Source organism: Methanosarcina sp. DH1 (assembly GCF_020804205.1).
Lineage (GTDB): Archaea > Halobacteriota > Methanosarcinia > Methanosarcinales > Methanosarcinaceae > Methanosarcina > Methanosarcina vacuolata.
This window is the reverse complement of the sequence record NZ_WJBJ01000005.1, coordinates 106,546-127,100: the sequence shown is the minus strand read 5'-3', so window position 1 is coordinate 127,100 and position 20,555 is coordinate 106,546. Positions and strand designations below refer to the sequence as shown.

12 protein-coding genes are annotated in these 20,555 nt (G+C 44.0%); all 12 read right to left on the bottom strand.

Features of this window, described 5'->3' with window-relative positions; genetic code table 11:
• Positions 1–114 precede the first annotated feature (114 nt).
• Positions 115–1,764 carry a DUF4157 domain-containing protein gene (locus FXW07_RS02385; protein WP_229393592.1) on the bottom strand — a complete coding sequence of 550 codons (1,650 nt, stop codon included), beginning with the start codon at positions 1,762–1,764 and terminating at the stop codon, positions 115–117.
• A 1,131-nt stretch (positions 1,765–2,895) separates the two neighbouring features.
• A complete protein-coding gene (locus tag FXW07_RS02380; RefSeq protein ID WP_229393591.1) occupies positions 2,896–3,858 on the bottom strand; it encodes a DUF4157 domain-containing protein in 963 nt (320 codons plus the stop codon).
• A 251-nt stretch (positions 3,859–4,109) separates the two neighbouring features.
• The gene (locus tag FXW07_RS02375; protein ID WP_229393590.1) at positions 4,110–8,870 is read right to left on the bottom strand and encodes an S-layer protein domain-containing protein; all 4,761 of its coding nucleotides are present in this window, start codon (positions 8,868–8,870) and stop codon (positions 4,110–4,112) included.
• A gap of 400 nt (positions 8,871–9,270) precedes the next feature.
• Positions 9,271–11,634, bottom strand: coding sequence for a hypothetical protein (locus tag FXW07_RS02370; RefSeq protein ID WP_229393589.1), 2,364 nt, complete (start codon positions 11,632–11,634; stop codon positions 9,271–9,273).
• Between the two features lie 7 nt (positions 11,635–11,641).
• Positions 11,642–14,623, bottom strand: a complete 2,982-nt coding sequence (locus FXW07_RS02365; RefSeq protein ID WP_229393588.1) for a putative baseplate assembly protein — start codon at positions 14,621–14,623, stop codon at positions 11,642–11,644.
• Positions 14,620–16,989 carry a putative baseplate assembly protein gene (locus FXW07_RS02360; protein WP_229393587.1) on the bottom strand — a complete coding sequence of 790 codons (2,370 nt, stop codon included), beginning with the start codon at positions 16,987–16,989 and terminating at the stop codon, positions 14,620–14,622. Before FXW07_RS02360 ends, FXW07_RS02365 begins: the two co-directional genes overlap by 4 nt.
• 1 nt (position 16,990) lies before the next feature.
• Positions 16,991–17,422 carry a GPW/gp25 family protein gene (locus FXW07_RS02355; protein ID WP_229393586.1) on the bottom strand — a complete coding sequence of 144 codons (432 nt, stop codon included), beginning with the start codon at positions 17,420–17,422 and terminating at the stop codon, positions 16,991–16,993.
• Positions 17,347–17,682, bottom strand: coding sequence for a hypothetical protein (locus FXW07_RS02350; protein ID WP_229393585.1), 336 nt, complete (start codon positions 17,680–17,682; stop codon positions 17,347–17,349). Before FXW07_RS02350 ends, FXW07_RS02355 begins: the two co-directional genes overlap by 76 nt.
• On the bottom strand, positions 17,682–18,185 hold the full coding sequence (locus FXW07_RS02345; protein WP_229393788.1) for a phage baseplate assembly protein V: 504 nt from the start codon (positions 18,183–18,185) through the stop codon (positions 17,682–17,684). The genes FXW07_RS02350 and FXW07_RS02345 overlap by 1 nt, the downstream gene beginning before the upstream one ends.
• Positions 18,182–19,303 (bottom strand): hypothetical protein, encoded by a 1,122-nt coding sequence (locus FXW07_RS02340; protein ID WP_229393584.1) that lies wholly within the window; start codon positions 19,301–19,303, stop codon positions 18,182–18,184. The genes FXW07_RS02345 and FXW07_RS02340 overlap by 4 nt, the downstream gene beginning before the upstream one ends.
• Before the next feature lie 11 nt (positions 19,304–19,314).
• Positions 19,315–19,602 (bottom strand): hypothetical protein, encoded by a 288-nt coding sequence (locus FXW07_RS02335; protein ID WP_229393583.1) that lies wholly within the window; start codon positions 19,600–19,602, stop codon positions 19,315–19,317.
• Between the two features lie 249 nt (positions 19,603–19,851).
• Entirely contained in the window at positions 19,852–20,502 is a 651-nt protein-coding gene (locus tag FXW07_RS02330) for a hypothetical protein (protein WP_229393582.1), read from the bottom strand.
• Positions 20,503–20,555 lie beyond the last annotated feature (53 nt).

The following is a 20,555-nucleotide window of genomic DNA, read 5'->3' as shown; positions in this document are numbered from 1 at the left end:
GGGCTAATCAGCCTCATTTAGTAGCTCACATATGGTTATAGTGCTTCTCTAATTGAAAAATCTCACACATTTACTTTTAGAACTTTTTTGATTAATCAATGAATATCACTTATCTCAGGGACACTTCCACCCTGCAGTTGAATGAGTCACCTCGTTGACAGTAGTCATAGGTCCCGGGACTTTTTCGCCTACCACTGCTGGTCGAGTATATATAGTACCATCGGGTTTTTGAACTCTCACATGCCCGTAACTGGTTGCTTTGCCAATGATTTCATCACTTCCACCTCCCACTGGAATTGAAGGATATGTCTTCTTGACAAATGTCTCTACTTTAGTTGGATTAGCATATTGGCGACCCTGCGCATCAGTGCTTCGAAGTGTAGACCGGCCGCTTAAACCCATTGCGATACTGAACTCTTCTCCAATACGATATGCATAGGCTTCTCTTTGTTTAGTCGTTTTGTGAGCACTGGGCTGCTCGGCATGAAGTATTTCGTGGTAGAGGGTCTCAGACATATTTTTGCAAGAACTGTTGAGAACTCCTATCTCGCTTCCATTGTTATAACCTCCGCCTGGGAAAAGAGACGTTACCCAACCTTTTCCATTCCACATTTCATCCGCCCAGTAGATACTATCAAAGGATTTGAGGGTTATTCTGGTTTTCAAGACCTCTATTGTATGTGGACTCCATGGACATATTACCGAGCGAACACATGCACCAGTCCAGGGCGCAGATAAACTTACCGATGATGGTAATTTCGGGGCACCGAATCTCTTATCAAGGGCCGACATTGTGAGTTTCCCAACTTCGCCATCATCAACTAGTGAATTTGCGCTCTGGAAACTTTTGACTGCAGCTTTTGTCTCTTTTCCAAATACGCCGTCAGCACCATCCAAAGGAAGTGCGTAACCTAAGTCATATAGAGCTTGCTGGATAGCCTGCACGCCACGACCACTGGAAGAGTTATCTACACTAATCACAATCTCGTCATCATAAGCTGCCTCTAAATCAAGTAGACGCGAAAAACGTGGTGAGGTCAAGTCATGGCCATCTCCAAGAGTCCTCTGAACAGTAAGTTGCTTAACTGGAGAAAGCACAAGCTGATTCTTTCGATACGTGCTAGCTTCATCTTGCTGAATGACATGTGCAAGTTCATGTGCCATCAACATTTTTTCCTTAACGGTTGAAGACTTAGATTGTTTCTCCCCAAAAACAATATTCTGACCCACAGTATAAGCCAGAGCGTTGACCCCTTGCGCGGACTCCCCTGCTTTTGTATCTGTATGCACCCTCACTCTACTAAAATCATACCCGAAGCGCGGTTCCATGTAAGCACGTGTATCTGTATCGAGCGGCTTACCTGGCGAGCGCAATACATCCTGTACAATAGGTGGTACATCTTGTCCCCGGGTTAACGACGCTCTCCCAGGCGAATTTTTTGCTTGCAAAACCACTTTTTCATCCTTACCACACTTAGTACATTTGCGTTGGAGAACTGGATCAGGCATCCTCATTATCTGCTCGGCAACCCTGTCAGCCTCTTGCTCATAAGTATCATTAGGTTGTCCGATTCTAAGCTTAGCCTGTAGAGTTCTTGATTTGATAAGTTTTTGAACTGCTTGATTGCCTACAGTTTTCTGAAGTTGTGATCTTCTGTTAGCAGGAGATCCTAAAGAATAAAAGCCAGGCTTTCGCTTGTTAAAATTCGAGCATATCTGCTTTGTTTCAGGTGCTTTGGTAGGTGCAATAACTTTTTCAGCCACTTTATTATCCCCATACTTGACAGTTGATTGTAACTATGTAAATGAGAAAACGTTTATTTTTTTATAACTTACTTTACTTCCTTCCAATTTCAGCCGAGTACATGAAAAAGTACTTCAGCGGTAGTTGTTCAAAAGGATATCAGCGAAATTAATTTCTGCATAGACAATAAATCTGAAAAATCTTTAAACCACTCCTTGAAATATTTAGTTGGGTGCCTCATGAAATGATACTAAAAAGATATTTGATTCCTCTTTTGTAACTATTCATTTTACCAAAAAAAGTTGGTTGATATCAATTATATGAAATCAAGAAATTTGATAACTAACTAATGAACAGCCAAAAAACGCAATCATTCGCCAATAGTAAAATAAAATTTATTCGTATGAATTTACATCGAATCTTAATAATGAAGGCTATTGATGTTTTTTATCTAGGTTGAATAATTACCCTCTTTTTTACAAAATGATCCGGGGAAAATTGAAACAGACTTCCCCGCCAGAAAAATATATTTCATAGGACTTACGCAGTTGAACTGAAAAATCAACAGCATCAAATCGATAACTGTCTCAAATGTGACTTTAATTCACTGTCTTTGACGTAATTGATTTTATTCCTCAAATGCGTAAATTCTATTTCAATTAAATATGAATAAATTTAAAAACTTCAACCAACTCCCAAAGAAAACAAAGAAAATAATCACTTTAATATAAAAGGTCAGGCCTACAAAATATCCGTTTAAATTCGTAAACATAGCTTCAATTTCTTCGGTAGGCTGTCAACGCCTCGTTCATCCATAGTTTTTCTAGACTAGGGAAAGCCCAAATTATCCTGCTCAAGCCAAGTTAAATGCAACTTATTGATGCGCTGACAGAAGACTAGATCTGCATGAACTTTCCCTAAGGCGAGTAATAAAGCCTGTAGAGAATCGATCCCGAATGCTACACTCACTATACTGTTAGGAAACCCCTTTATCTGATAGGGGCAATACCAATCTCCATCTGGACAAGGATCGTGGACTGGGATGCCGATACGAACGATAATTTCGTGTTCCTCCCCTGCCTCGTTTCTCGATTCAAAGTGACGTTCGGCTACGACAGTGCCGAGAGCTAGATCATTCATTCTATGTTCCCTCAATCAGTTAAGTTTATACCTACCAATCCCAATAAACCCACTGCCGCAGCGTCACCGAATGGTAAGGGACCATCAGCCGACGCCAAAGCAATTGCACCGGCAATTGCTAGCCCAGTCAGCACTCCCTTGATGGCTTCCTCTGACGATGACAAGCAAGACGCGTATTCAGCCATGCACTGTGACCAGCAAAGCGCTCTTCTCGCTTTGTCTTTCTTCGTTTTGTTGGGTAGTTTTCTGCATCGATTGCAGCATTCTTCGTACAAACAATCCGCCGCTTTGTGCCGGAAAATGTTGTCAGAACTTGCCTGCATGTGAATTCCGATCTTACTGCCTAACGATTGAACTGGCAGTCTAGTTTCATGAAAACTTCTCTCCTGATTCGTCGCTAATGTGTTACCGATACCTAGCAGAGGCTTGGTCGCGGACTGCTGCACGACATGCGTAAGCTCGTGTGCTAATAGCTTCTTACCCTCATATGATTGGGGTGCGAATTGTCCTGGAGCAAAGACGATATGAGGGCCCGTTGTATAGGCAAGAGCGTTCATTCGCTTCGCAGTGTTTCTTGCTCGTGTGTCGGTGTGGATTTTCACTCTGCTGAAATCGTAGCCGAGCTTGGGCTCGAAGAACTCTCGCACTGATTCGGGTAAAGGCACCCCCTCTGTATTTAAACTCTCAATTCGGGATTCAAACTCTTTGGGCATACTGAAGTCCTCAGATGAGATTTCTTTAGCCTGCAGGAGATCATCGCAATCTGGACATACAAGCTTGATTATAGTCCGCTGTTTCTCGAGGCTTATCTCTTCCTCAGTTACCCCAGGAGTTGGTCGGCGCATAACAGTCTCTGTGGCAGTGTGAGATGGCACCTGTCTTGGCGACTTTTTTGCTTGCAAAACCGTTTTTTCATCCTTTTCACACTTAGTACATTTGCGTTGGAGAATTGGATCAGGCATCCTCATTACCATATCCGCCACCCTATCAGCCTCTTGTTCGTAGGGATCTCCGGGCTGACTGACTGCAAGTTTAGCCTGTAACTTTGGCGGACGGAGTCTGGACTGATTATTCAGGTTTTTTTCGGAATGTAGAAGTCCACGGATTGGAAAACGAGGTTTATGGCTGAAGCTAGAAGAACTGTAATCGTTAACATTTGCTTCTAGTGTGCCTGGCTTTGTGACTAGCTGCCGCTCCAAGTATCTCACCTCTGCTAAAAAAATAGTTAACTCCGAAGGTTAAGATTTTGCGTTTCGGGTCTTATCACATTCTGGGTTATATTCCCGAGGAGTATTGATTGTTTGTCTGCAGAAACCCCTGGCATTTCGCCGGCAAATATGGAGAAAAATCTTTCATCTATTATATTTTCGCTGCACCTGTTACCTATAACATTGGCAGAAAAACCGGATTTTGGAGGAATATGAATATATACGTGTGTTGTTACCTGCTCCACTTCATAGGATTTTGCAGTAAAATCACAGTTATTATTGCTGAAAATCGTATCTCTGCCCTTTATACCTATCAAATAAACATAATTATCGTTTACGGGTCCTCTAATGCTGTAACTATAGCAGAGATTATTGGTGAAAATGATCTGTTTTTCAGGTGATTCGATATTTACTGTACTGCCTTCTTCTACATCACTTTGACCCAGGCTTCTGAGCGTTGATTTGAAGATATTTCCATGGACTCTAACCGATCCTTTAGATTTTATGTTAAGAGAAGGTGCGTTTATAGCATTTACTGTATTGCTGATTACAGAAACATTACCTTCCAATTCTCTTTCTTCAGTGTCTTCTAACCGCATTCCTATAACGGTGACTTTTTCGCTTATACCTTCGCTATCTGATATCTGGATAAGATTGTTTGTAATCTCTATATCACTTGAATTTGCTACAAATATGCTGGATAATTCTTTTATTTCAGTATTCGAGAGATCGATATTTATTCTATTCTTATGGATCTTTAAATCGTTTAATGCCTCAAAAACCAATCCCTTTTGCGATTTTACTGTGAACAGGTTAGATTCCATGATGATCCCCTGGCACTTAGCAACTTCAAAAATCTGATCATTAACCTGGGATATCACATTTCCTTTCATGGAGAAATCTATCACATTTCCAACAAATATATTTCCTGAGATATCCAGATTTTCCAGAACCACATTTTGACAATCAGTTATCTTAATATTCGTGAAAAGCTTACTGGCAAGATTGCATCCGCGTATCACTATATTTTTGCGGTCTGAGATCAGAAGTTCCTTGATATTACTATATTCCCCGGCAAGCAGACAGATAGTGCTACCGTCTTTTAATTTTTTAAGCGCCTCTTGAAGCTGCTTTGAATCCTGTACAATTATACAGCACCCTGCGCCCCCGACACCCCCTATTTCTCCGCATAAAACCTTAAGCGCATCCTGAACAGTTTTCACTTCAAGTAGTTTTTTACATAAATTGCCGTCCGATAAGTCCAAAGGAAGATACGCTGCGTTAAAATTACAAAGTAAAGCGTCAAAAACCTCATTGACCTTTGAATCTTTGTTTAGGGGAATCTCTAACAGAGACCTTACGGTCAGACTGGATGGACAGTCCTCCCTGGGACGGTAAGAGATATCGCTGCTGTCCAGATTTGCAGCCAGGTTATCAAGTGCATCCTGAACCGTATTGGGAGCCGGAGGTTCACCGAGATCAGAGGTTTCATTAATGTCCTTCCACCGGTTTTCATTTATTAGCGGATTATAAGGGATCTTTCCGGCATCCAATTTGCACAGCAGAGTATCAAGAATTCCCTTAACGCTTACATTTCCGACTTTATCTTCTGGCGGCCATCCTGATATCTTTTGTTTAAGAAGCTTTTGAACCGTGGGAAATTCATTAGCTTGATTCGCAATACCCTCAAAAATAAGACTTCCCGGATTAGATACATCTACTCCATCATTGGATTTAATAAGTGTGAATTCTCCAAATTCGTCACCGACTTCCAGAGTTATAACATTTGCATAGTCAATGAGCCATAGGCCATCGATCTGGACAATACTGTCGACTGCACCCTGGAAGACCTGGTTGACATGGACTCTGAAGACAACAACATTGTCTTCATCCTGGATGCCATTAAGTACGACATCCCAGGTACTGTCACCGGTTCCAACGTCGATGATTTCGTCACCTATGTATTTTCCATCCCTGGTGAATTCGAGCCAGACCTTTTTACCGTCAATATCGACCTGCTTTGCTTCGAGAGTATAACCTTCGCCGAGGTCAAACATATCGCCAGCCTTGAATGCATACTTTTCATCGTCGTCACGAACCAGCTTAGCGAGCTTATTAATACGGGATTTCCAGATAGGATCGTCCTTTGCTATCAATGGAACATACTTTTCTCCAAATAACTCGATAAGTGGATACTGTTCACCAGACAAGTATTGATAACTGGTACTGACAACATTACAGGTTACATAAGATGCTGTACAATCATGGTAAAAAATGAGACTCCCTGGATTAAACGAGTTTATTCCGTCGATGATATTAGTGATTGTATATTCTCCAAGTGTCTCTCCAATTTTGAGAGTCATGACATTTGCATAGTCAATGAGCCATAAGCCATCGATCTGGACAATACTGTCGACTGCACCCTGGAAGACCTGGTTGACATGGACTCTGAAGACAACAACATTGTCTTCATCCTGGATGCCATTAAGTTCAACATCCCAGTTGTTGTCACCGGTTCCAACGTCGATGATTTCGTCACCTATGTATTTTCCATCCCTGGTGAATTCGAGCCAGACCTTTTTACCGTCAACATCGACCTGCTTTGCTTCGAGAGTATAGCCTTCGCCGAGGTCAAGTATTTCACCAGTCTTGAGAGTGTACTTTTCATTATCGTCACGAACCAGCTTGGAGAGCTTATTAATATGAGATTTCCAGATAGGGTCGTTTTTTGCTAGCAATGGGACGTACTTTTCTCCAAATAACTCGATTAGTGGATACTGCTCGCCAGACCAGTATTGATAACTAGTACTGACAACATCACAGGTTACATAAGATGCTGTACAATCAGGAAGTTTATAAGCCACATCACCCGCTACACTCAAACTGGCATTAAAATGTACAGGCGGCACATTGCCTGTAACACCGCAGTCAGCATCGAGAAGAACTGCCTCAACCTGCTGATGCCATATTGAGGAATCCGTGTTCCACTTTAAAGAGTTTGGTGTGCAGTAGCAACTGGCGATGCCATTTGAATTGGTCCTGATTTTTATCCAGCTGGCTGATTCGTTAGTATTGTCTGAACTGTCGACAAGCTGTCCGTTCCCTTGCTTAGTTTTGAACGCAAATTTAACCCACGCACCTTCAACAGGTACAGAGCCATTCGTCACATAGACCTCGAACGGTTGAGGCAAAGGGTTTCCTGGCATAGTTTCCTGGCCGCCACCGCCTGCATAATAGAGCGAGGGTGTTGTCAATGATCCAAAAGTATGCCGGACATCACTAACAGACATCTCATTATCATTATCAAAGGTAACTTTAGCAATGGCACAGTAATGGTGCTTTATGCCAAAGCGCTCCAAAAATTTTCCATTACCGTTTACATCTTTCTCCCATTCGATACTGCTATCTATGGTCCGGGCTGGAATGAGCCAGTAATCACCAGTTTTATACTCATCCCCGTCCGTAAATTTGACCTTGACACCCTTCTCGATGTCTATTTTAGAATTGGTAGCCTCTAGCGAACTATCTGTTACACAGTCCCACAAACGTATTCTGGGCTTACACGCCCTTGACCTGATGATTTTTATAGTCTTCTCATCATCGGAGCCGGCAGCAGGCGGGTTAAAAGATAGCTTGTTACCGCTAACTGCCTTTGTAAGGACCAGCACTCCAGGCTGCTCTTGAAGCTCGGTCAGCTCGTCCGCGATCTCTATCCACGAACCAGACGTAAAGACAGTGGAGACGTCCCTGCCCAGGACTTCGATTTCGGAGATTGAAGCTGCGGTGTTATCGAATTTGATTTCCCTGACGATACTGCCATTATCGCGGGACCACTTGAATCTCGGGAAAAACTTTTTACCCTTCTTTTTCACATCATGTACTTCTATCCGGTAAAGGTGGTTCTCCAGTCCGTAATATCCACCAGCGTCCACTTTTGTGCAATCGTCGGATGACCAGCCGCTTTCACCTACATCAGCGGCCATTCTAGCGTGGCGGAAAGGTATTATCTCTTTATATTCGAGAAGGCTGCAAGGTTTCTGAATATAATTCTCATCACTCTCATCATTTGTAAGAGCCTTTATCTTTACCTGCCAGACTGTCTGTATCCTGGAAGCTGTATCCGGGCCGCCCAGTGCGAGTTCGCGTATGGAAGCATCGTCAATGTCGGTGACATGTCGATACCAGACATCCAGGTAAGCGAGATTCTGGCTATCGGCGCTCAGAGAATCGCTAACTTCCGGGGAATAAGGCTGGTGGTAATAGGTGGTTAAACGCCGTATGCTAATCCCGCTTTTTACTTCCTCGATAGAACCATTGAAACCCTGCAATACCAAAACGGTATTGGATAAACTAATAACCTGAAGTTTTTGCGTTTTGTTTTTATCATAGAAGACCTCGACCCACTGGCCTTCAGCGTAATTTTTATTATTCAATCCCAAAATGGATAAGTTAGAATTATCCGCAAGCTGCAGGTTTTTTTGCTCGCTGACTTCGACTGCTTCCTCTTCCAGCTCGCAGAGAATGCCGTCCACGTAAAAACGCCCGGGATGTATGATGAAATCCTTTTTGTCAGGTGTTAGCTCTAACCTGAATCCTCCTCCATCAACAGGGGCTCCACTTTGCCCTATCAAGTCTCTTACAGCGCTCCTCCTCAGGTGTTCCTGTATATCCGCCTGCTCGTTCCAGTCGGCATCGACCTGAACGCGACCCTGCTGCATCCTGACACTACTGTAATGCTTCTCACGCTTGAACGTGGATCTGGAAAAATCACCTTTCATTTGAACCACCTAACTTTATTTGAACCACCTAACTTTATTTGAACCACCTAACTTTATTTGAACCACCTAATCATGATAATTATAAATTTTGCAAAAGTTATCAGTCATTAAAAAGGATATTGGACCTTATTTAATGGATTAAATCTGTTAAAGTATTTTTTATCAAAAAGAGAAGTTAAAATACAGATAATTTAAAATTAAAAAGATAATTAAGCTTAATTTGAGGCTTAAGAGTTTAATTCTTTAATTTTTGTATATTTTATTTTTTTAAATAGATAATGAATAAAAATTTGTTAAAAATTTGTTAAAAATTTATTAAAAATTTTTTATTGTAAGAACTCCACTATGGGAATTTTGAATTAACAGATCGAGAAACTCAAACACTAACTACAGTTTATTATCAATCAACAAAAAATATCCCTGCTTCCAGTCCAAACCTCATATACTCATCCAGCATGGCTCTAAGGTTTGCTAATCTATGGGTTTGTTTTAAAAAATTAAACGCTCCCATCTCTACCCCTGATTCCACTCCTTTAAATATTTCATCAGGACATACACGGCTCAACTGGCCGTATCCCGGTTCTCCGAATATTGATGAAGTAAAGACGGGAACCATGCTGTCCATAATCCTTTTCTCTTCCTTCGCTGGAAGGCTGCTTATTTGTGCCGATCCTGCTGCACTGTTCAGCTCCTTTAACCGTTTTGAGATCGCAAGGTCAGGCTGGCACCTGAAGCGCTTTGGAGTAATCGAGCTTGAAGGGACATAGCTATAGCGTATACATCCCTTTTGCCTCCGTTTTGCAATAACCAGGCCATTAAATATACAATTGCTCGCAGTGATAACCCCCGCCTGTGTCGTCCCGAAAATAGTGCACTCATTTGCGCTTACCAGAGTATTATATGCATCTATGGCAACCGCTCCGGCATTTTTAGAGCTGTCGATAATACAATCGGTCATGGACAACTCGCTGACAATAGAAGTCTGTTCTGACCAGTTAACCGAGCTGGGGCAAACTATAGTACCGCAAATGCTTCTGTTCAGGTATATTGCCAGTCTGGACTTGACCTTGCTTTCTGGACTGTTGACGATCTGGTTATTAACGGTAATACTGCTATCCAGACTGCTATCCAGACTGCCATTTTTCCAGGGTACGATTGTGCAGTGAGTAACGTCCAGCATAGAAATGCTGCCTGGGGTTTTTACCTCGATTGGTCCCTTCAATAATAACCCATTCAAGTATAATTTGCCCGAGTTGGCATTCTCGTCCCCGGAATCCTTTACTGAGATTCCGAACTTCAGATAAGGCCTTCTTCCGGAGGCATTGAACTTTGAAGGTTTGTGGATCTTAGTCCCAGGTTTGTCAGGGTTGTCTTCTTCGGGCCATCCTGCTGCTATGATTAGCAGTTCGCGACCTTTTAAGTCTATCTCCAGTTTCTCCCCACTTTCCGTATATGTAGCGTTATCCAGAATGGATATTACCCCTTTTGTGCCAGATAAATTATTATTCCAGGCATCTACTGCTCCGGATACACTATCAAAGAAGGTTGTCTCTCCTGCCTCTTCTGGATTATTTTTTTCTAAGGTGACCCCAAAATGTTGTACGTCTGCTTCCCTCCAGGCACTACCGACGTACTCAGAACGGTCGTAGGGGCCGCCACCAAGGTCGCCGCTAAATCCATAAGCATAACTTACTTTAACCGCTCCAGGATTAACGCTTCCAGGCACCGCTATTCTTCCATGGATAGGGTCTACTGCTACTTTTATTGTTTGATTGGCCTCAATCCCGGTTCCGTCCTCATTTTTATATAGAAAATTTATGTCTTTTGGCAGACCTGCCCACCGGTTTTTATTAGAATCAATCAGATTACAGATAACCATCTCTTCAGGCTTGACAAGCTCATCATCCAGATAAACTTCAAAGACACTGTTGCCATTATCTGTATCAGTGTATTTGCCAAAGTACGTGCAGAGAAAGTCCTTATTAAAATGGATGTTGCACCGACGCGCTTTTAATTCCTGTTGTAAAGGCAGCCTTCTAAGTTTACCAGGAGTGTCAGCCTCTCCGGCAATATGAGAGATATTGTTCTCTTCCTCAAGGTTGTTGAATAAATGTGCCTCAAGCCCCAGCGGATTGAATAAATAACATACTGGATCGCTACTGCCTGTTTCAACACTGGCTGTCACTTTATCAAGCCTATAGCTTTGCAGGCGCCACAGGAAAATCCCGATGTTCGGGATATTATATCGGCTTTTATCTCCCGAGATCCGACGAATATCGGCTGTATGGACCGCTTTTTCAAAGGGGCCACCAATGAGTTCCAGGTCATCCGTGTTCCGAAAATCGATAGTGGTACTATCGGGCAGGATATGGTTCATATTCTGGGTAATAGAAAGCAGGTGGAAATACTCGATTGCTCTCGATGGCCAGCCTGTAATGTCCCTGGCAACTTGCTCTATCACAGCAACAGTGCCTTTACGCCTTCGATAACGGAGAGTATTGGCAATGAAAGGCCTGAGGCTGAAAACGCCCGGGATCGCTGGATGAATGCCCCTTACTCCCAGAAGGTCGCCTATGTAAGGGACTGCCCATTCATCACAGGTTTCAATGAACATATTATTGTAAAGGTCGTCAATATCCTTTTTTAAGAGCATCATCTCATTCTCGATGACCTGGAGAAATGCCCTGAGCGGCTCTCCACTTTCCTTATCCCGGATGCGGTAAATGGAAGGAAGTAGTTTATACAGCGTTTCCTCATCGTTCATTTCCCTATCACCTCAAGGTGCATTTTGCCATTTCCTTCAGCTCGATGCCTTTAATGAGTAAAAGCTGTGCCTCGGCGAACGTTTTTGTTTCAATGTCATAGCTGGGCTGGCTAGCATCGGGCACTGATATTTTATCGAGTTTAGCCGCAATAATCCCCGGAACAGCCTGAATGACGCTTACAATCTCAGCTTCGGTCACACTCTGGCCGAAAGATCGTTTATCAAATGAAAAAGCATCAATTAGAGATTTTTTCACAGATTCCTGTACCAAATCCAATTTATACGCCGTATCAATCCTTAAAAATGCTTCTACATCGAAAAAAACAGGTTTATAAGTTTTAATCCATACTTCCTGCACAGGGTCACGAACCCTGTCTATAGAACCGGATAAGTCAGAAAATAACGTTGAGTCAGGTTCCACAGGCTCGCTGAAAGCCGAAGCGATGGTAATACATACGACATTCATGCTGCCCGTCCATATGGATACTGCCTGAGCTTTGCCAATTCCCGGAAAAGCCCTTGCATAGTCTTCAAAATCCTGCAGGGACACAATGCGCTCCATAGTCAGGACCTCTTCAGGAACGTTCAGGCGAGCCATCTCAAGTTTCTCAGGGTTCTCGGCGCCCGTTCCAGGTAAGGGATTTGTCACTTCCTTGATTCCGATAGGCCGATTTTGGAGTATAGTAAGTGTTCCTGTTTCCACCTGGCCATCTTCGCCAATGCCGCTGCGGTACGTTGCTGTAATATTTTCCACGCCTGTTGGAAGTCTGGCTCCCTGTTTCCCGTTTCCAAATGTAATTGTTGCATTGCTATCGTTATCGATCCTTACCATGTAATTCTGGCTTTTCTCATCCTTACCATACAGCGAAGGTGATTCATTCCACAGGATATCATTTACCCGCACCTCTAGAGTACTGAGAGCTCCGTTCTTAGAAGAAATATAGGTTAATGGCGGATTTTTAAGAGTAAACTTCTGGTAAGTTACAGACCCATCACCACTGCCGAGTACCTCATTGATAGTCTCACCATGGGTAACCTTGACAGCGTTTGCATAAATGACCATATTGTCAGGCTTATAGGAATTTAACAAAGGACTTTTGAGTGTGAGTATTGTCCTGCTTTCTATCGTATTTCTTTCTTCTGGATTTTTAACTTCTTGCAGCTCGACCATTTCGCTTTTCGACTGGCCTTTTTCGTTATCGATTTCAGATATTACGAGCACTTTACCGGGACTTAAACCATCGACGATACTATCGAGCTCTATGGTCCTGTCGCTTATTACGTCGTCTATAGGTACATCCGCAATTTCGAGCTCATCACTAACTGCATATACTGCTGTTTCCCTTATCCTGTTATTAAAAAGGCACATGTTTTCGCCAATCAACGACACGCGGGTAGTTTTTGCAGACAAAGTAAAGTTAGTCTGAGAATCCTCAACCATACTGTCTACCCTGTACAACTCCTGATAACCCGGAATAGACATCATAAGCCAGCTATCTGCCAGTATTTGAGGATAGGAAGCATCAAGATAAACGGGAAATGCATTGTAACTGTAAAGATGACTTTTCGGGATCGGACATTCCTTTTTGTTTGGTGGAGTCCACTGCAAATCTATTAAATCCAGGCCTTTATTGTCATGGCACTTCAGCGTAATAAAATAATATTTTTCAGGGTTGAGATTTATGGAACCACTATTTTTCCTGTTCTTTGAATTATTTATCACAAGCGTACTGTTTATCCATAGCTTAGCGTTTTCAGGTGCATTGATACTGAATTTATACTCAGCATTACTGGCGCCCTTATAAGTTTTTATTAAGCCTGTAAGGCGAGCAGATTTGACGATTTTCCTGGTGAATTTTTTGGTGATTTTGTATGTAGAAAAGGATGAAACTGGCTTGTAATCCAATAGTCCACTGTAATCTTCACGGCTAAAATACTCTTCGTGTAAGCCTTTTTTAAGAATATTATTACTTGTTGAGAGTAAAGAAAGCAGGTCGAAACCCGGCCACTGGACAGCCTCGTCTTTATCAATACTGGTATCAGAGGCAAGATATGCATCTTTAACAACCTCTGGCATCGCCCTCCAATCAGGGGCATTATAGCCAAAGAGTGCCGCACGCTGCCTTAACGCAAAACAACGGGCATTTTCTTGAGAAGGCAGGATCTTACGTATTCTATCTGGAGACCTCCAGCCCAACCCTTCTTTCCATTCTACCCTTGTTATGCCCTTGTCCAGATCCGGAGTGACCGCAGAGACCTGCCTGAAGTCCCAGTGCTCATTGTACTGGTCGTTCTTGCGCTCATCACCGACAAATAGTATATAATCTCCAGGCTTTAAGCCCGTGTTTGTGCCTTTGAGAATAACGTCTTTACCATCGATTTCCAATTTCGCAGGCTCTGTCCTTCGTGGCCTGAGCACGTTCAACTCCTTACTTGCTTCGAGGTCTTCCATGGTCTCAAATGTCTGCGGCAGCTTATCAGGCGGAGGTATGCTCTGTATTTTCGTGCCTTTCGGGACTTCTACTGTTTTACCTTTATCTACCGTGTCGTCCACGGTAAATACAACATAAGTAGAAGCGGATACTCCTGGTTTTAGCTCATAGCCGACAGACCTGGCCAGCTCCAGAACCGACTGCCTCTCGGTGGCCGTACGCAAAAATGCTTCGTTTGCGATTCGTTCCTGGTAGAAAGTGATAACATCTGCAACGACAGCACAGGCATCAAGCAGAGCAACGGTAGGATCCTCGCTGTCTCCGGTAAAAATTCTGGCAAGAGGCCATTTATCGGGTTCATCGGTTCCATTGATCGTCTTACCTTTTATTATCTGGGTCGGCAGTTGATTGAGCATATGTCTGAGGAATATCGGGTGGTTCCCCAGTCGGTAGTTGATTGAGGTTTTTCCAGGCAAATTTTCATGGTCTTGGTCAAGCCCCGACTTTTTACATCCTGTACAGGCTTCTTTTTCGCCATTTACATCAGTATCAGTCATAGTCCACCCGCCATGTTGAATTCAATCCTGCCATTCCCTGGTTTATCGGGATCGTCATCCAGCCGCGCTATTTCCAGGCGGTCCAGGATCATGCATCCTCTATCAATCTCACCGTCCTCAGGTTCCTTCCAGCGCTGGAACCTCGTCACTTTTACCCGGGAAACGCCAGACGCCTTCATCGCTGTTGAGATAAGCTGGCTGAGATAGATAGGCTGACCAAAAGTGAAATTATCAGGATGGAAAAAGCCTCTGGTTCCATCAGGGAAATCAGCGTTGCTAAACGCATTGAGCAATGTTTTCTTAACATTGGATTTTATATAACCTGGAGCTACGCATATATCCATGCTTATATCCAGAGGTACAAAACTTGGAGAGCAGACTTCCAGGTCATGCCCTGTGAGCCGGTAACATTCCATGAAAGTAATAAGATCTTTTTTAAACGGCTCGTCCACTTCAGCTCCACCTTCGCGATCAATGGTTACATACATCGTATGCCAGCTTCCTGTCCAGCGCAGCGTAGCTACAGCTTTCTGCACTTCAGGATGGCGTTCGGCAATTCTCGCATAATCGTCTTCAGTCACTGCGCGCTCCTGGACTTTAAACGCCTGTGGGGCGTTAAGACGCGCCGTCTCCATGGGTTCAGGGTCAGTACCACAAGTAGCAGCTATAGGATTGCAGGCCCCTACGATTCTGCTATCTTTTACGCCCACATTTACAATCGTGCCCGGGCCAAGGTTACCCACCCTCCCGTTTCCTACTCTATACCGGGCGATCATTTCTGATCCTATTTCGGGGCGCTTCCCAAGTACGTCGTCGCCGAAGCGTATATAAGCCGTACCATCCTCTTCCGTCTCCAGAACGAAGTTCCGCGAGAACCTACCGCTTTCGATCAAGTCACTTTGTGTCTCCCAAACAAGACCTGAACTGTCGATAAGCTCAATAGATGGCCTGACATCGTCCATATTCCAAACGATGGCAGAAATAGCTGACTTTTCGGTGTCAAAGGATACTAATTCTCCCCTGCTGTTACGGACCTGTCCCTGCTGTGTGACCGGGCTTTCTTTTAAACGTACTGTACCACTCTTATCAATGGTAACTTTCTCGACAATGGTTTTGCCATGGTCAGCCAGGATAATGTTCCCGAGAGCTACACTGACAGGTTTTTTGATCGTATCGTCTTCATCACTGTCAACTTCCCAGAGGCAGAGAGGAAAAGGCAGTGAATCTTCCTGGGACCACTCTACCTCCATGATCTTCCTATCTGGGAAAAGAGGGTCGTAAATAAGTTCATCGTTACTGTTCTTGTACAGGACGTTCGTCAGCCTTACAGCATGTCGGTGTGATGTGTCAGCATCTTCCGTCCTGCCAGTTTTTGGGTCTCTTTCCTCTTTAAAAACAAGAATATCTCCTATCTTAAGGTTCAGTTCTCCGTTTTCATTAATGAGAGTGGCTCTGGTTGCGCCCTCTGGCAAGCAGCACTGTCCGTCTTGCCAGGTATAAAACAGTATCCTGTTATGCGCTTTATAAAGCGTTGCATCGTGCATTGTTTCGAATACGACAGGTTCTTCATTAACCGCATTTGAAAACAATGGAATTCCCTTTTCGATGCATACTTCGCCATTAACGTCATCAGCAATACAAACCTGTACCCATGCGCGTGCATTACACCCATCATGCATTTTATAGTCGAGCAAGCGTGCGTGGCGGCGTATTGAAGTCCTCTTGCGAGCTGTCCCTAGATACGCTTCGGTTGCAACAGCATCCTGATAGTAACTCAACTGGTCAGCTACATATGCGACAAGTTCCACAAGCATTATGCCAATATCAGCGGGGTTCCGTTCTTTCCATTCGGGTGATACAAGGGATAGCCTATCCAGCATCAGGCGACGGAAGCTGGCATAATCCCTGGCCAAATAATCTATCTGAGGTACAGGCAACTTTTCAGCAGGGCAAGCTTCAGAAAAACTGCAATCAAACTCATTGAGACAGTCGATCTTGAAAGAGAAATCTATTTCTGATAATTGAGGATCAAAGTGCCTGGATGGATCGGAATCGACCAGCGAGCAGATCAAACGGAGCGTATAGGTGGAAAAATCGACAGGAGGCGAATATATGAGCGTAAGAACATTACTATTTACTGAGTGTATGCGAAAGTCAACTTTTGAAGTACCTGATATGGATATATCGCTTTCTTTTAGATCCGGCAGGCCAAGGTCGTTAATAAAGTATATCACTATTTTTCTGTTTGACTTATCAGTATTATCAACCTCGAGATAATCAATGCCGTTGAGTAGAAGACCATTCTCGCTCGCTCTTCGAACAAGCAATTTCCTCATCTGGTTCTTACACTGGTAATGCTCTCCCATATCATACCTCTCTTGCGAACTGGCTGATCATACGCTGCTGATTGCGGCGGACAACGTACTGCACGGTTACCTGGAGCGTACTATCGAGATTCTCCACATCGACACCTTCAACCTGTATCAGGTCACCTAGCCACTGCTGTAGTGAACTCTGAACCATGAACTGAACAGCTATGGCCAGTTCATCACTGTTAGGTGCAAACACCTGCTGCAGCAAGCCTGTGCCAAATGCAGGACGGTTGACACGTTCTCCAGGAGACGTGAAGAGTACCTGCTCGATCAGGTCACGGATGTGATCATCGTCATCAGTGTCTGCCGTCTTTCCATTGCTATTTATGTGATACGGGTAATCGATCTGCATTATGTTCCCTTCACTTTTGCCTGAGTTGATACAATATTTGGCGGACCCTGAGGGATCTGTTCTGCACTCTGGCACAGGCCGGTGCTTGACTGCAGAAGAACCTGTTTTCCGCAGACCTTTACTCTCATAGCAGGAACGATCCACTGCACCTTAACGCACGGCTGCGGTTTGCTCGTCGGTACTGTGAAAGCACAACCTGCGACCGTGAAATTATCTCCCATGACAGCGACTGCCTGGCTGCTTACCTTGACTCTTGTATTGGTGGAAACTACCGATATCTGGCCTCCATGAGGGCACATGGATGTTATTCCCACATGCAGTAAAAATCCAGGCATCAGGTCACTTCCAGAGCGTCACCGTTGATTGCTACCTTAGGGCCTGAAAGCTTGATACTCCCATTCTTACCGTCATCGATCTCAATTCCATTCGAATCTATAATGATCTTCATGCCGGCTTTGGTTTCAATGGCAATTTTTGCTTTTCCTGAGGAGTCGTCCAGAGTAATGCTGCATTCCTCCGTCTTCAAGACTTTAACATCCGGTGCACTGGCAGTTGAAGGCAGTTCTCCGTCTCCCCAAAAGCATCCAGTCCAGATTGGATAATCAGGATCTCCTCCCTCAAATTCCACCCAGACGTTAGTGCCTTTTGGAGGAATAGCAAATAGTCCGACACCTTTTCCAGCGTATGGCACACAGGGCATGGCCCAGCTTCTCCCGTTCGACCCCAGAACTGCAGGGACGCTGACCTGTAACCGCCCTTTCTTTTTCGGGTCTTCGTTATCTTCGACTTTACCCCTATACTTTCCATAAAAATTATCCGTGCTACCACCGGCTGTTATTTTACGCCAACCCCTTCGCGAACAAGGGAAAAACGCTGCTTGTAATCGCCTCTTTTTATATTATGGGTCACGCTTTTTACGTAATATAAACCGTCAAAACTGTTCCCTGCTCCTCCCAATTTGACAATAGACCTTGCCTGGAGCAAGGTGCCATATTTCAAGCTGTCCAGCTCACCTTCAGCTCTGACAGCGTCGGCTGATTCTTCTATCATTCCTTTTGCCTGTGCCCTTGCCTGTGCCGAATCCAGGCCCTTTAGCGCACGGTAACGTTTTACACGCACATTGGGCTGAGTGGTCAATGCCGGGTTTCCTGAAAGGGACTGTCTGCCGCTTGCCTTATCATTTATATCTACGAGTTTGTTAGTCGAACTGTCCATTATCGTGCCTTCGACCACAAAGGGTGTAAGGGCGTTGTACTGAAAATTTATCGAGATCACGTTCGACTCATAGCCCATATTAGTCGTGAGCATCTTTTGCGGAACGCCGACTCTTTTAGGCGGCCCCCAGTAAGCAGTATTGGATTTGGGCTGCGGCCCAGGAATAATATAAAAAACATAACCGTAGGGTTCAGCTAATTTTTGCAAATATTTCAGATCTGTAAACTCCTGTGAAGGCGTTCGTATGGCAGGATCGGGCCTATTTGATATAGGCGGCTTGACGACGTCTGCTACCAGACCGAATTTATGATAATTCCCGATCGTTTTCTGGACGATAGTGTACTCGTCCTGGCTATCATGCTGGAGAGACTTTTCTTTAAAATCCATGGCCAGGCTTACATCCTCACCTATTACGGTTAAAGTGGATGAACCGGGCTCACCTCCTGAAGAAATCTGCTGGTTGGTGATGATTCCGTCCATAAGAACGCGAGGAGTAGCGCCAAAAATCACTTCGATGATAACGCGATTACATGGTTTTAGCAGCGGACTTTTTAGCAATATGAAATCGGCTTTGGTTTTTTCCCTCGATCGTCCGGCCCGGAATGTAATCCGAAACCCAGACCGTGCAGAGTCGTTATGGGTGACCTCAATACTATCTATGGTTTCCATCAGTTCCAAAGACGCATGCTCCGGGACGTTTTGCCCCAGCGATAATCGAAGATCGATACCCCTCTTGCTCATAGCATCCCCTTTTAATACTGTGCTGCCGGGATGCGCAGTCGGAGACCTGGATATAGCAGGCAGGAAGGGTCCATGACATTATTCGCATCGCATATGCGCCAGTACTGTTCAGCATCACACAGTGTGCTGTCGGATATAATATCGAGTCGATCACTCCCTGACACGATGACCTCTACAAGCAGAGGCAAGCTTTCTCCCTGTGGTAGGAAGCGCCTTTTCGCATACTTGATCTCGCTCCCATCTGGAGATTTATAGACATCGGTATCCAGTGCATAATATCTACTGGTATGTTCGAACATGTGAATCACTCGCAACTTAATTTGTGACAATTCAGTCTACCAGATCAGTTGAATATATTGATTTAATGTAACCTGTTATTGTGATTATAACTGAAGGTAAGAAAAAGAGAAACGTAATCAATAGCTGGAGTTTTAAGAAAAACTAACTCACGTAAATTTATCTATTGGACTAATTCACGTAAATTTATCCATAGGACAGAGGACAGTATGCAAATTTGTCCATAGATACTATTTCGTCTGACTGAATAATTAAGTGAACTTAATATTGGAAATAATGGAATTGGAAATCGAGGATACCCCGCCCTTAGCCATCAATTCTTTACTCAGATGGTGTGTTTTGAATATGAAATACCCGAGATTAGTCTTTGAGAGGTCATTGTAGCTCAGAACTCTCAGGTTAAGGGAGATTTTTGCACGTATGGGGTTCAGGTTCGTGTCATAGGCCTCTTCAGTTATGTCAAAGCCGGTCAGTCGAACAGGGATCACCCGGTTAGCCCCCCATATAAATAGTGTCAGAGGAGCTTCAGGCGGAATAATCTCAATGGCACCTTTTTCGAGAAGTGCTTCATTATCCTGCACCAGCCCGCTGTCAGGGTAAATAAGCAGTTCTAGAGCTGATAGCAGTGGGTAGATCCCCATGCTCACAGCATTTTGATCTCCCACTTCAAGCTGGTCAGTGGCATCAATTTCAGCTTCAAGTTTTATTGTCTCAACCGGCGGCCCCTTCAAGCGCAACACGTCAGCCTGTGCCCCGCCCTCACCTGATGTCTGGGCCTGAAGCGAGCGGCTGAGAGTATCCGGGTTGAACTGAAACCTGATAATGCTGGTTGGCTTATTTTTGTCGTCGTAGGCGACAATAGCGCCTTTGACAAGGCGTGGGGAACCGGGAAATGTATACATTGTTATTTACTCTCCATCTTTCCTCATCATTCTGCAAATTCAGATTCAGGTGC